The sequence below is a fragment of the Falsiroseomonas tokyonensis genome (assembly GCF_019024325.1).
GTDB classification, from domain to species: Bacteria; Pseudomonadota; Alphaproteobacteria; order Acetobacterales; family Acetobacteraceae; genus Falsiroseomonas; species Falsiroseomonas tokyonensis.
Genome location: NZ_JAFNJS010000001.1, coordinates 248,639 through 262,580, shown reverse-complemented (window position 1 = coordinate 262,580; position 13,942 = coordinate 248,639). Strand labels below are relative to the sequence as shown.

General features: G+C 72.5%; 6 protein-coding genes. 3 read left to right on the top strand and 3 right to left on the bottom strand.

The annotated features are described in order from the left end of the window. Positions 1-7: 7 nt before the first annotated feature. Positions 8-505: a cellulose biosynthesis protein BcsD gene (bcsD, locus tag J3S20_RS01200; protein WP_216833854.1), complete on the top strand. Its 498-nt coding sequence runs from the start codon at positions 8-10 to the stop codon at positions 503-505. Here bcsD and J3S20_RS01195 read toward each other — a convergent pair. Together J3S20_RS01195 and J3S20_RS01190 are read right to left on the bottom strand one after the other, a co-directional pair. After that, positions 502-2,556, bottom strand: a complete 2,055-nt coding sequence (locus J3S20_RS01195; protein ID WP_216833853.1) for a hydantoinase/oxoprolinase family protein — start codon at positions 2,554-2,556, stop codon at positions 502-504. The genes bcsD and J3S20_RS01195 overlap by 4 nt on opposite strands. Next, positions 2,556-4,352, bottom strand: coding sequence for a hydantoinase B/oxoprolinase family protein (locus J3S20_RS01190; protein WP_246602222.1), 1,797 nt, complete (start codon positions 4,350-4,352; stop codon positions 2,556-2,558). Before J3S20_RS01190 ends, J3S20_RS01195 begins: the two co-directional genes overlap by 1 nt. Before the next feature lie 8 nt (positions 4,353-4,360). On the opposite strand from J3S20_RS01190, the gene J3S20_RS01185 reads away from it, so the two are divergent. Both J3S20_RS01185 and J3S20_RS01180 read left to right on the top strand, forming a co-directional pair. Further along, positions 4,361-5,845: an AMP-binding protein gene (locus J3S20_RS01185; RefSeq protein ID WP_216833852.1), complete on the top strand. Its 1,485-nt coding sequence runs from the start codon at positions 4,361-4,363 to the stop codon at positions 5,843-5,845. Between the two features lie 17 nt (positions 5,846-5,862). Beyond that, on the top strand, positions 5,863-7,248 hold the full coding sequence (locus J3S20_RS01180; RefSeq protein WP_281419394.1) for an MDR family MFS transporter: 1,386 nt from the start codon (positions 5,863-5,865) through the stop codon (positions 7,246-7,248). A gap of 27 nt (positions 7,249-7,275) precedes the next feature. On the opposite strand, the gene J3S20_RS01175 is transcribed toward J3S20_RS01180, so the two are convergent. After that, the gene (locus J3S20_RS01175) at positions 7,276-13,929 is read right to left on the bottom strand and encodes a beta strand repeat-containing protein (RefSeq protein ID WP_216835506.1); all 6,654 of its coding nucleotides are present in this window, start codon (positions 13,927-13,929) and stop codon (positions 7,276-7,278) included. Between the last annotated feature and the right edge of the window lie 13 nt (positions 13,930-13,942).

The window sequence follows — 13,942 nt, the reverse complement described above, 5'->3', positions numbered from 1 at the left end:
CAAGGGCATGACGGAAGCTCACGCGGCGGAACCCCATCAGGCGGAACCGCTGACCGCCGCCTACCTCGCCCGGCGCGGCGTGGCGCCGCAATGGCGGCTGTTCGTGCGCGGCCTGGTGGAGACACTGGACGAGCACCTGGACAGCGCCGGCCGCGCCGCGTTGCTGCGCGCCATCGGGCGGCGCATGGCGGATGCGATGCCGCTGCCGCATTGCGACACGCTGAAGGCGCTGGAGTCCCACATCAACGACGCGCTGGGCGCCGCCGAATGGGGCTATTGCCAGCTGGCCGTCGATGTCGAGGCGCGCCGGCTGCTGGTGACGCATGCGGCGGCGCCGGCGATCGGCGCGGGCGAGGATGCCGATGGCGGCTGGATCGGCGCGGTGCTGGAAGGGCTTTATGGCGGCTGGCTGTCGCAGCAGCCGGGCGCCGATGCCGATCTCGCGCCCAGCGTTTTTGTCTATGCGCCCGGCGAGGCGAAGCTGGGCTACGGGCGCGCGGCCTAACCCGCGCCCACCGCCACCTCCAGCCAGCCGCGCGCATCCAGCCAGGCTGTGTCGCCGGGCAGTAGCAGCACGGTGGTGGTGTCGCTCTCCACGATCGCGGGGCCGGCCAGCTTTTGGGCCGGGGCGAGGGCAGTGAAGCTGTAGACCGGCAGGTCCTGCACCGTGCCGGCCACATAGGCGCGGCGCTGGGCCACCGGGGCAGCCGGCGGCCGGGGCGGCAGTTCGCGCACGGGCAAGGCGGGCAGGCGGCCGATGGCGGCGACGCGGGCGGTGACCAGCACCACCTCCTCCCCGCGCAGGGCATAGGTGAACAGCGCCTCGTGCCGCCTGTGAAAACTTTCCGCGATTTGCGCGGGCAGGCCGGGGGCGTTCCAGTCCACGGCATCGAGCGGGACGCCAACTTCAAAAACCTGCTCGCCGTAGCGCATGTCGGCGCTGCGGCGGATGGCAGGCGTGCCGTCCATCCATTCGGCCATGCGGGCGCGGGCCGCGGTCTCCAGCTCGGCGAACAGGGCGCGGATGGCGGGCTCGTCGGGCAGGCCGGTGGCGCCGATCAGGCTGCGCGAGACCTCGTAGCGCAAATCGGTCTGCAGCATGCCCCAGGCCGAAAGCCCGGCCGCCAGCAGCGGCACCGCCACGCGGGCCATGCCGAGATCCCGCGCCACCGCGGAGGCATGCAGCCCCGCCGCGCCGCCGAAGGCCAGCAGGCAAAAACCGCGCGGATCGACGCCGCGGCGCACGGTGGCGACGCGGATGCCATCCGCCATGGCGATGTTTGCCAGCGCATGGATGCCCGCCGCGCAGTCCATCATGCCAAGGCCCAGCTTGGTCCCCAGCCGCTCCACCGCGCCCTGCGCTGCCGTCAGGTCCAGCGAGCGCCTGCCGCCAAGGAAGCGCGCGCCGTCCAGATAGCCGAGCACCAGGTTGGCATCGGTCACCGCCGGCTCCGTGCCGCCGGCGCCGTAGCAGGCGGGGCCGGGCACCGCGCCGGCGCTGCGGGGCCCGACGCGCATCATGCCGCCGGCGCCGACATGGGCGATGGAGCCGCCGCCGGCGCCGAGCGTGACGATATCCAGGCTTTCGAGCGCAATTCGCTCCCCGCCCACCACCCGGCCACGGCCCAAGGCGGCCTCGCCGCCCTCGATCAGCGCGACATCGGTGGAGGTGCCGCCGACATCGAAGGTCACCAGATCCTGCCCCAGCCCGGCCCGCGCCAGGGCCAGCCCCGCCGCGACGCCGCCGGCCGGGCCGGACAGCGCGGTGCCGGCGGCGATGCGCGCGGCCTCCGCCACCGGCGCCACGCCGCCATGAGAGAGAATGACAAACAGCGGCGCGCGCAGCCCGGCCTCGGCCAGGCGGCGCTCCAGTCGGCCGAGATAGGTGGCGACGATGGGGCCGACCGCGGCATTCACCACGGTGGTGGAGAAGCGCTCGAATTCCTTGATCTGCGGCAGCACGTCGGAGGAGAGCGTCACATAGGCGCCGGGCAAAGCGGCGGCCACGGCGGCGCCGGCGGCCTGTTCGTGGGAGGGGTCGCGCCAGGAATGGAACAGGCAGATGGCGACGGCCTCCACCTGCTCGGCGCGGAGCGTCTCGATGGCGGTGGCGAGCGAGGCCTCGTCCAGGGCCTGCTCCACCTGGCCATCGGCGCGGATGCGCTCCCGCACCGGCAGGCGCAGGCGGCGCGGGACAAGCGGGGCGGGGGGCGAGAGGCGCAGGTCGTAGCGCTCGGGCTTCAGGCCTTCGCGCATCTCGATGACGTCGCGATGGCCCTCCGTGGTCAGCAGGCCGATGCGGGCGGTGCGGCGTTCCAGCAGGGCATTGGTGGCGACGGTGGTGCCGTGCACCAGGCGCTCGGTCTGGGCGAGCAGGTCCGGCAGGGCCAGGCCGAGCATGCCGGCGAGCACGCCGAGGCCATCGAGCACGCCGCGGGACTGGTCATCCGGCGTGGTCGCGGCCTTGGCGAGCAGGGTGGTGCCATCGGCACCGATGCAGACGACATCGGTGAAGGTGCCGCCGACGTCGCAGCCGATGCGGTAGGGGGCTTGCATCAGATCAGCCCTTCCGCCGCATCCGCCGCCCGCGCCGCGGGATCGCGCTTCGCCGGATCGCCCCAGCCGCCGCCGCCGCCGGAGCGCACATGCAGCACATCGCCGGGGGCGAGCGGCACGCCGGTTTCTTTGGTGCGCAGGTCGCGCGGCGTGCCCTGGGCGGGCATCAGCCGGTAGTGGTGCGGCGCGCCGTCCTGGCCGCCGAGCATGCCTGCCGCGCCATGGCGCGCGCCGTCGCCGGCGGTATTCGCCCGCGCCGGGCCGGCGGTCTCCACCACCAGCTCCAGCTCCCCGCCCAGCCCGCCGCGATACTGGCCGTCGCCCGCCGAGCCCGGCAAAAATTCATGGCGGCGGAAGAAGAGGGGGAAGCGGGCCTCGGCCATCTCGACGCTGCCGAATTTCAGCCCGCCGGCGGAGTGCCATTCGCCGGCCCCGGACCAGCCGTCGCCGGTCGCATGGCCGCCGCCGCCGGGGCGGGCATGGAACAGGTGCCAGACGAATTTCTTGCCCGCTCGCCGCGGGTCGGTGCCCTGGATGGCAATGCGAAAACGGCGGCCCCAGCCGCCCATGGCGCGGGTGGGGCAGGCGTTGGCCAGCGCCTTCACCACGGCCTCCACGATCTCGTTCGAGCAGTGGCTGGTGCAGAGGGTCACCGCCGCGCCCTCCGCCGCGCGCACCACCGTGCCCTCCTTCGCCAGCACCGTCAGCGGCCGGAAGGCGCCGTCATTCTTCGCCACCTCGGGGTCCAGCAGATAGGCCAGCGCCATCCGCACGGCGGAGACGGTATTGGGCCAGGAGGAATTGACGAAGCCGAGCGTCTGCGGGTCGCTGGCCGTCAGATCCACGGTCAGCGCGCCGCCCTGCTTGGTGACGGTGGCGCGGATGGTGACGTCCTGGGCGCCGTGCCCGTCATCATCCAGCACCGCCTCGCCCTGCCAGGTGCCGTCGGCCCAGGCCGCGATGATGCGGCGGGCATGCGCCTCGGCCAGGTCCAGGATGGCATCCGTGGCGGCATTCAGTTTCGCGGCGCCATGGCCGGCCAGCAGCGCCTCCAGCCGCTTCGCGCCGAGCCGGGCGGAGCCCCACATGGCCATCAGGTCGCCCCGAAAGTCCCGGGCGATGCGGGTGTTGAGCGCCAGCATCTGCACGAGGTCCTCGCGCAGGGTGTCGTTCTCGCCGAGGCGGATCGGCGGGATGCGGATGCCTTCCTGCCAGATCTCGGTGGCGGAGGGGTTGTAGCCGCCATGGGTCGCGCCGCCGATATCGGACTGGTGGGCGCGGACGACGCAGAGGAAGACGAGCGAGCGCCCGTCCCGATGATCCGAGGCCGCAGGCCGAGGATCTGAATCGGGCCGGGGCCTGTCGAAGACAGGCAGAACAATCGTCAGGTCGGGCAGGTGGCTGCCGCCATGCCAGGGATCGTTCAGCAGAAAGCAGTCTCCGGGGCGCATCTGGCCGGGAAAGGCCTGCAGCACCGCCTCCGCCGCGAAGGGCATGGCGCCGACATGCACCGGGATGTGATCCGCCTGGGCCACCAGCCGGCCCTGCGCGTCACACAGCGCAATGGAGAAGTCGCGCGAGGAATTCAGGATCTGCGAGGTGGCGGTGCGCAGCAGTGCCTCGCCCATCTCCTCCACCACGGCGCGGAAGCGGTTTTCCAGGACGGCGAGGGTCACGGGATCGAGCGTTGGCATGCTGCGACCGTCCCGCCGGTGGTGCGGCGCGTCAAGCCGGGGGCAGACCTGCGCAAGGCGGGCGGCGGCGGTCTGGCGGCGCGCGGCGGGCAGTCGCATCATGCGGGACAATGCAACGCCCCAGCACACTCACCGCCCTCCTGGCGCGCACCGCCGCCGCCCACCCCGCCGCGCCAGCCTTTGGCGGGCTGAGCTGGCGCGAGGTGGCGGCGCAGGTGGGCCGCCTGGCCGGGGGGCTGGCGGCGGCGGGGATCGGCCCGGGCGACCGCGTGGCGGTCTTCCTGCCGAACCGCCCGGATTTTCTGCTGCTGCTTTTCGCCCTGGCCCGGCGCGGCGCCTGCGCGGTGCTGTTGAACACCCGCTTCCGGACGCTCGAGATCGGCAACCTGCTGGCCCGCGCCCAGCCCAAGGCGATCGCCGTCGCCCGGGATTTCACGGCCGTCGATGCCGCCACCGTGCTGCCGGACCCGCCGGGATCGCTGCGGCTGGTGCTGGGGATGGACGGGCTGGGGGAGGGCACCCTCGCGGGCCTTCCGGTGCTGACCCGCGCGACGCTGCTGGCGGCCGAGGAGTCGCCCGATTCCGCCACCCCCGGGGCCGAGTGCCTCACCTTCACCACCAGCGGCACCACGGCCGGTCCAAAACTGGTGCTGCACCACCAGGCCTCGATCGCCGGCCATGCGGCGGATGTGGCGGTCGCCATCGGCACCGATGCGCCGGGCGCCGCGCTGCTCGCCGCCGTGCCGCTCTGCGGCACCTTCGGGCTCAGCGCGGCGCTGGCGGCGGTGGCGGGTGGCGCGCGCATCGTCTGCCTGGAGAAGCTGGACGCGAAGGCGGCGGATGCGCTGATCCGCGCCGAGTCCATCACCCATATGGTCGGCGGCGATGAATGGCTGCTGATGCTGGCCGAGGCCGCCGGCGGCCGACCCTACCCCGGCTTCCGCTTCACCGGCTTCGCCAGTTTTCATGGCCAGGCGGAGCGGGTGCTGGCGGAATCCGACGCGCTCGGCCTCGCGGTGCGCGGCGTCTATGGCAGTTCGGAAGTGCAGGCGCTGTTTGCCGGCCAGGATCCTGGCGGCCCGCATCGCGCGGTGGGCGGCGGCGCCCCGGTCAGCGCCGCGGCCGGTTGGCGGATCGCGGAGGATGGCGAATTGCTGCTGCGCGGCCCCTCCCTGTTCGACCGTTACCTCGGCAACCCGGAGGCCACCGCCGCCGCGCGCACCGAGGATGGCTGGTTCCGCAGCGGCGACCTGGCGGAGCCGCAGCCCGATGGCGGCTTCGGCTTCCGCACCCGCCGCGGGGATGCGCTGCGGATCGGCGGCTTCCTGGTCTCGCCGGAGGAGATCGAGGGTTTTCTGCAATCCCAGCCGGGCGTCGCGGCCGCGCAGGTGGTGGAGGCGGGCGGCAAGCCGGTCGCCTTCATCATCCCCGGCCCCAGTTATGACGAGGCGGCGCTGATGGCCGCCTGCCGGAACAGCCTCGCGCGCTTCAAGGTGCCGGCGCGGATCGTGGCGCTGGCGGCCTTCCCCGTGGTGGACGGCCCGAACGGCCCAAAGATCCAGCGGGCGAAGCTGCGGGAGATGGCGTCCGCGTGAGTGGCACTTCCTCCAAATTGCGTGACCCGAGAATCGTCGCGGCGATCGTCGCCAGCGCCTTGTTCATGCAGAACCTGGACAGCAGCGTGGTGGCCACCGCGCTGCCCTCCATGGCGCGGGACCTGGGGCAGGACCCGGTGCATCTCTCGGTCGCCATCACCTCCTACCTGGTGGCGCTCTGCGTCTTCATCCCGGTCTCCGGCTGGATCGCGGACCGCTTCGGCCCGCGGCGGGTCTTCATGTGGGCGATCCTGGTTTTCACGGGCGCCTCCGCCCTGGTGGGGCTGGCCCAGGGGCTGGGCACGCTGGTCGGCGCCCGGGTGCTGCAGGGACTCGGCGGGGCCATGATGGTGCCGGTCGGCCGCCTGCTGCTGCTGCGCCGCGTCAGCAAGGAAGAACTGCTGACGGCGATGACCTGGCTGACCATGCCGGCGCTGCTCGGCCCGGTCCTCGGCCCGCCGATCGGCGGCTTGCTCACCGATGCCGTGTCCTGGCGCGCGGTCTTCTGGATCAATATCCCCGTCGGCGCGCTCGGCCTGCTGCTGGTCTGGCGCTTCATCCCGGAGATGGAGAAGCAGGATCCCGGGCCGCTGGACACGCGCGGGCTGATCCTCTGGGGCCTGGCGCTGGCGCTGCTGGTCTCGGGGCTGGAGACGATCGGCCGCAGCCTGCTGCCGGGCTGGGTAACGGTGGTGGCGCTGGGCCTCGGCCTGCTGGCGACCGTCGCGGCGGTGCTGCATTCGCGCCAGGTGGTGCGGCCGGCGGTGGACCTCTCGCTGCTGGCGATTCCCACCTTCGGCATGCCGATGCTGAGCGGCACGCTGTTCCGCGTCGGCGCCGGGGCACTGCCCTTCCTGCTGCCGCTGACGCTGCAGCTGGTCTTCGGGCTCTCGGCCTCGGGCAGCGGGCTGGTAACCTTCGCCACGGCGTTGGGCGCGCTGGTGATGAAGCCGCTGATCCGCCCGCTGCTGCAGCGCTTCGGCTTCCGGCGCGTGCTGGTGGTGAATTCGGTGCTGGCGGCGGCCGGCGTCGCCGTCTGCGCCCTGTTCAACCCGGCCTGGCCACCGATCGCCATCTTCGCGGTGCTGGCGGCGGGCGGGCTGTCGCGCTCGCTGCAATTCACCTCGATGGCGACCATGGCCTTTGCCGATGTGCCGCAGAACAAGCTGGCCGCCGCCACGGCGATGACCGGCACCATCCAGCAATTCTCGGTGGCGCTGGGGGTGGTGCTGGGGTCGCTGACGCTGGCGGCGGGGATGGAATGGCGGGGCACGGCGGCGCCCGGCCTCGCGGAGTTCCAGGCCGGCTTCGTGGTGGCCGGCCTGGTGATGCTGGCGATGCTGCCCGGCGCGCTGCGGCTGAAGCGGGACGCCGCTGCGCGGGTTTCCGGGCACCAGGGGTAGGAGGGGGCGGACCCCCTCCGTACCGGGTCAGGCGAAGAGCGCGTTCACCTGGTTCGAGGTCATCGCGCCGATCTGCGTGCTGGTGAAGCCCGCCACCTGCGTATCGGTCAGCGCGGTGATGTCCGCCACCTCCAGCGCCGTGATCTGCGTGGTGCTGAGCGAGGCGAGCTGCGTCGTGGTCAGCCCTTCCATCTGCCGCGTCGTCAGCGCGGTGATGGAGGTGCTGGTCAGCGCCGCGACCTGGGTCGTGGTCAGCGTGCCGATCTGGGTCACGGTCAGGCCGGTGAGCTGGGTGGTGGTGATAGCCGCCAGCCCCGTGGTGGTCAGGCCCGTGACCTGGGTGGTGGTCAGCGCGCCGAGCTGGGTGGAGGTCAGCCCGCCGAACTGCGTGGTGGTCAGCACCGCGATATCCGTCGTCTCCAGCCCGCGGATCTGCGCGCTGCTGATGCTGCCGATCTGGGTGGAGGTCAGCACCCCCACCTGGGTGGTGGTCAGCGAGGCCAGCTGGGCGCTGTCCAGGCCGCCGATCTGGGTGGTGCCCAGGCCGCCGATCTGGGTGGTGGTCAGCGCCGCCACCTGGGTGGTGGTCAGCTCCACCGTCTGGGCGGTGGTCAGCGAGGCGAGCTGCGTCGTGGTCAGCGCCGTGGCCTGGGTGGTGGTCAGCGCCGCGATCTGGGTGCTGGCCAGGCCGCGCAGCTGGGTGGTGGTGAGCGCCACCAGGTCCGTGGTCTCCAGCGCCGCCGCCTGGGTGGAGGTCAAAGCGGTGATCTGCGCCGTGGTCAGGCCGGCGATCTGCGTCGTGGTCAGGGCGGCCAGGTCCGTCGTCTCCATGCCGCGGATGGCGGTGGTGACGATGGCGCCGATCTGCGTCGAGCTCAGCGCGCCGATCTGCGTGGTGGTCAGCGCGGCCAGCTGGCCGCTGTTCAGGCCGGCGATCTGGCTGGTGGCCAGGGCGCCGAGCTGCGTCGTGGTCAGCGCCACCGCCTGGGTGGTGGTCAGCGCCGCCAGCTGGCTGGAGGTGAGGCCGCCGAGCTGGGTGGTGGTCAGCACCGCGAGGTCCGTCGTCTCCAGCGCCGCCGCCTGGGTGGTGGTCAGCGCGGTGACCTGCGCCGTGGTCAGGCCGCCGATCTGCGTGGTGGTGAGCGCGGCCAGGTCCGTCGTCTCCATGCCGCGCAGGGCGGTGGTGACGAGGGCGGCGATCTGGGTCGAGGTCAGCACGCCGATCTGCGTCGTGGTCAGCGCCGCCAGCTGGCCGGAGGTGATGCCGGCCACCTGGGTGGTGCCGAGGCCCGCCACCTGGGTGGTGGTCAGCGCCGCCATCTGCGTCGTGGTCAGCGCGGCCACCTGGGTGGTGGTCATCGCCGCCAGCTGGGTGGTGGTCAGCGCGGCCGCCTGGGTGGTGGTCAGCGCCGCCAGCTGGGTGCTGGCCAGGCCACGTAGCTGCGTGGTGGTCAGCGCCACCAGGTCCGTGGTCTCCATCGCCGCGGCCTGGGTCGAGGTCAGGGCCGTGAGCTGCGCCGTGGTCAGGCCGGCCACCTGGGTGGTGGTCAGCGCGGCGAGGTCCGTCGTCTCCATGCCGCGGATGGCGGTGGTGACGAGGGCGCCGATCTGGGTGGAGGTCAGCACGCCGATCTGCGTCGTGGTCAGCGCGGCGAGTTGCGCACTGGTCAGGCCCGCCACCTGGGTGGTGCCGAAGGCGCCGATCTGGGTGGTGGTGAGGATGCCGGCCTGGGTGGTGGTGAGCGCCGCCACCTGGGTGGTGGTGAGCGCGGCAACCTGCGTGGTGGTCAGCGCCGCCGCCTGCGTCGTGGTCAGCGCCGCAACCTGGGCGGTGGTCAGGCCGCGCAGCTGGGTGGTGGTGAGCACGGCCAGGTCGGTGGTTTCCAGCGCCGAGGCCTGGGTGGTGGTCAGCGCCGCGATCTGCGCCGAGGTCAGGCCGCCGATCTGGGTGGTGGTCAGCGCGGCGAGGTCGGTGGTCTCCATGCCGCGCAGCGCGGTGGAGCTGATGCTGGCGATCTGGGTGGAGCTGAGCGCGCCGATCTGCGTCGTGCTCAGCGCCGCCAACTGGCCGGAGGCGAGCCCCGCCACCTGGCTGGTCACCAGGGCGCCGAGCTGGGTCGTGGTCAGCGCGGCCGCCTGGGTCGTGGTCAGCGCGCCAAGCTGGGTGGAGGTGAGGCCACCGAGCTGGGTGGTGGTCAGCACCGCCAGGTCGGTGGTTTCCAGCGCCGCCACCTGGGTGGTGGTCAGCCCGTTCACCTGGTCGGAGGTGAGGCCGCCGACCTGCGTCGTGGTCAGGGCCGCAAGGTCGGTGGTCTCCATGCCCCGGATCCAGTTGCGGCGGATGGCGCCGATCTGGGTGGAGGTGAGGACGCCGATCTGGGTGGTGGTCAGCGCGGCCAGCTGGCCGGTGGTGATGCCCTGGATCTGGGTGGTGCCGAAGGCGCCGATCTGGGTGGTGGTAAGCGCGGCGACCTGGGTGGTGGTGAAGCCGCCCACCTGGGTCGTGGTCAGGTTGCTGATCTGCGTGGTGGTCAGCGCGGCCGCCTGGGTGGTGGTCAGCGCGCCGAGCTGGGTGGAGCTGAGACCGCCGAGCTGGGTGGTGGTCAGCGCCACCAGGTCGGTGGTCTCCATCGCCGCGGCCTGGGTGGTGGTCAGCGCGCCGATCTGCGCGGTGGTCAGGCCGGCCACCTGGGTGGTGGTCAGTGCGGCGAGATCCGTCGTCTCCATCCCGCGCAGGGCGGTGCTGGTGATGGCGGCGATCTGGGTGGAGGTGAGCACGCCCACCTGCGTCGTGGTCAGCGCCGCCAGCTGGGCGGAGGTGAGGCCCGCGACCTGGGTGGTGCCGAAGGCGCCGAGCTGGGTGGTGGTGAGGATGCCGGCCTGGGTGGTGGTGAGCGCCGCCACCTGGGTGGTGGTGAGCGCGGCCACCTGGGTGGTGGTCAGCACCGCCGCCTGCGTCGTGGTCAGCGCCGCCACCTGGGTGGAGCTGAGGCCGCGCAGCTGCGTGGTGGTCAGCGCCACCAGGTCCGTCGTCTCCATCGCCGAGGCCTGGGTGGTGGTCAGCGCCGCGATCTGGGCGGTGGTGAGGCCACCGATCTGCGTGGTGGTGAGTGCGGCGAGGTCGGTGGTCTCCATGCCGCGCAGCGCGGTGGAGCTGATGCTGGCGATCTGGGTGGAGGTCAGCACGCCGATCTGGGTGGTGGAGAGCGCCGCCAGCTGGCTGCTGTTCAGGCCGCCAAGCTGGGTGGTGGCGAGCGCGCCGAGCTGCGTCGTGGTGAGCGCTGCGGCCTGCGTCGTGGTCAGCGCGCCGAGCTGGGTGGAGCTGAGGCCCACCAGCTGCGTCGTGGTCAGCACGGCGAGGTCGGTGGTCTCCAGCGCCGCCACTTGCGTCGTGGTCAGCGCGTTGATCTGGGTGGAGATCAGCCCGCCGATCTGCGTGGTGGTGAGGGCCGCGAGGTCGGTCGTCTCCATCCCGGTGATCCAGTTGCGGCGGATGGCGCCGATCTGGGTGGAGGTGAGGACGCCGATCTGGGTGGTGGTCAGCGCGGCCAGCTGGCCGGTGGTGATGCCCTGGATCTGGGTGGTGCCGAAGGCGCCGATCTGGGTGGTGGTGAGTGCGCCCACCTGGGTGGTGGTGAAGCCGCCGACCTGGGTGGTGGTGAGCGCGCCGATCTGCGTGGTGGTCAGCGCCGCGGCCTGCGTCGTGGTCAGCGCCGCCATCTGGGTGGAGGTGAGGCCGCCGAGCTGGGTGGTCGTCAGCGCCACCAGGTCGGTCGTCTCCATCGCCGCGGCCTGCGTCGTGGTCAGCGAGGCGATCTGCGCGGTGGTCAACCCGCCGATCTGCGTCGTGGTCAGCGCCGCGAGGTCGGTGGTCTCCATGCCACGCAGCTGGGTGGAGCCGATCGCCGCGATCTGCGTCGTGGTCAGCACGCCGATCTGCGTGGTGGTCAGCGCCGCGACCTGGGCGGAGGTGAGCCCGGCCACCTGGGTGGTGCCCAGCGCGCCGATCTGGGTGGTGGTCAGCACGCCCACCTGGGTGGAGGTCAGCGCGGCGAACTGGCTGGAAGCCAGCGCGGCCATCTGCGTGGAGGTCAGCGAGACCGCCTGGGTGGTGCTGAGCGCCGCGATCTGCGTGGTGGTCAGGCCGCGCAGCTGGGTGGTGGTGAAGGCGGCGAGGTCGGTGGTTTCCAGCGCCGCGGCCTGGGTGGTGGTCAGCGCGCCGATCTGCGCCGCCGTCAGGCCCGCCACCTGCGTGGTGGTCAGCGCGGCGAGGTCCGTCGTCTCCATGCCGCGCAGCGCGGTGGAGCTGATGCTGGCGATCTGGGTCGAAGTTAGCACGCCGATCTGCGTGGTGCTCAGCGCCGCCAGCTGGCTGCTGTTCAGGCCGCCGAGCTGGGTGGTGGCGAGTGCGCCGAGCTGGGTCGTGGTCAGCGCCGCGGCCTGGGTGGTGGTGAGCGCGCCGAGCTGGGTGGAGCTGAGGCCGGTGAGCTGCGTCGTGGTGAGCACGGCGAGGTCGGTGGTCTCCAGCGCGGCCACCTGCGTCGTGGTCAGCGCATTGATCTGGGTGGAGATCAGCCCGCCGATCTGCGTCGTGGTGAGCGCCGCAAGATCAGTGGTCTCCATCCCCGTGATCCAGTTGCGGCGGATGGCGCCGATCTGGGTGGAGGTGAGAACGCCGATCTGGGTGGTGGTGAGTGCGGCCAGCTGGCCGGTGGTGATGCCCTGGATCTGGGTGGTGCCGAAGGCGCCGATCTGGGTGGTGGTGAGTGCGCCCACCTGCGTGGTGGTGAAGCCGCCCACCTGGGTGGTGGTGAGCGCGCCGATCTGGGTGGTGGTCAGCGCCGCGGCCTGGGTGGTGGTCAGCGCCGCCATCTGGGTGGAGGTCAGGCCGCCGAGCTGGGTGGTGGTCAGCGCCACCAGATCCGTGGTCTCCAGCGCTGCCGCCTGGGTGGTGGTCAGGGCCGCCACCTGCGCCGTCGTCAGGCCCCCGATCTGCGTCGTGGTCAGCGCCGCGAGATCCGTCGTCTCCAGCCCGCGCAGCGCCGTGCTGCTGATGGCGCCGATCTGGGTGGAGGTGAGCACGCCGATCTGCGTGGTGGTCAGCGCGGCCAGCTGCGCGCTGGTCAGCCCGGCCACCTGGGTGGTGCCGAGGGCGCCGATCTGGGTGGTGGTCAGCGCGGCCGCCTGGGTGGAGTTCAGCGCGGCGAATTGCGTCCCCGTCAGCGCCGCCATCTGCGTCGAGGTCAGCGCCACCGCCTGCGTCGTGGTCAGCACGGCCAGCTGCGTCGAGGTCAGGCCGCGCAGCTGCGTCGTGGTGAGGGAGGCGAGGTCCGTCGTCTCCAGCGCCACCGCCTGGGTGGTGGTGAGCGCGCCGATCTGCGTCGCCGTCAGGCCCGCCACCTGGGTGGTGGTCAGCGCGGCGAGATCCGTCGTCTCCATGCCGCGCAGCGCGATGCTGCTGATGCTGCCGATCTGGGTCGAGGTCAGGGCGCCGATCTGCGTCGTGGTCAGCACCGGCAGCTGCAGCGAGCTCAGCCCCGCCACCTGCGTATTGGCCAGCGCGCCGATCTGCGTGGTGGTCAGCGCCGCGGCCTGCGTCGTGGTCAGCGCCGCCATCTGCGTGGTGGTCAGGCCGCGCAGCTGCGTCGTGGTCAGCGCGGCCAGGTCCGTGGTCTCCAGCGCCACGATCTGCGTCGCGCTCAGCGCGCCGAGCTGCGTCGCCGTCAGGCCCGCGACCTGGGTGGTGGTCAGCGCGGCCAGGTCCGTCGTCTCGATGCCGCGGATCTGGCCGGTGGCGATGGCGCCGATCTGGGTGGAGGTCAGCACGCCCACCTGCGTCGTGCTCAGCGCGCCGATCTGGGCCGAGGTCAGCCCGCCCACCTGCGTGGTGCCGAGTGCCGCGACCTGCGTGGTGGTCAGCGCCGCCATCTGCGTCGTGGTCAGCGACGCCATCTGGGTGGTGGTCAGCGAGGTGAGCTGCGTGGTGGTGAGCGCCGCCGCCTGGGTGGTGGTCAGCGCGGCGAGCTGGGTGCTGGCCAGGCCGCGCAGCTGCGTGGTGGTGAGCGCCACCAGGTCCGTGGTCTCCAGCGCCGCCGCCTGGGTGGCGGTGAGGCCCGCCAGCTGCGCCGTCGTCAGGCCCGCGATCTGCGTCGTGGTCAGCGCGGCGAGGTCCGTCGTCTCCAGCCCGCGGATCTTGGTGACGCCGATAGCGCCCAGCTGGGTCGAGGTCAGCGCGCCCACCTGGGTGGTGGTCAGCGCCGCCAGCTGCTGCGAACTCAGGCCCGTCACCTGGGTGGTGCCGAGCCCGCCGATCTGCGTGGTGGTCAGCGCCGCCACCTGGGTGGTGGTCAGCACGCTGGCCTGGGTGGAGGTGAGGGCGCCGATCTGCGTCGTGGTGATGGCGCCCAGCTGCGTCGTGCTCAGCGCGGTCAGCTGCGTGGAGACCAGGCCGCGGATTTGCGCCGTGCCGAGCACCGCGAGATCCGTCGTCTCCAGCGCCGCCGCCTGCGTGCTGTGCAGCGCGCCGAGATGGGTGGAGGCCAGGGCGGTGACCTGTGTCGTGGTCAGGGCGGCAATCTGAGTCGTCGCCAGCGAGCGGACCTCGGTGGTGGTCAGCGCGGCGATGGTCGTCGTCGTCAGCTGGCCGATCTGGGTCGTCGTCAGGGCATCGAACAGCGCCATCGCCATGTCTCCC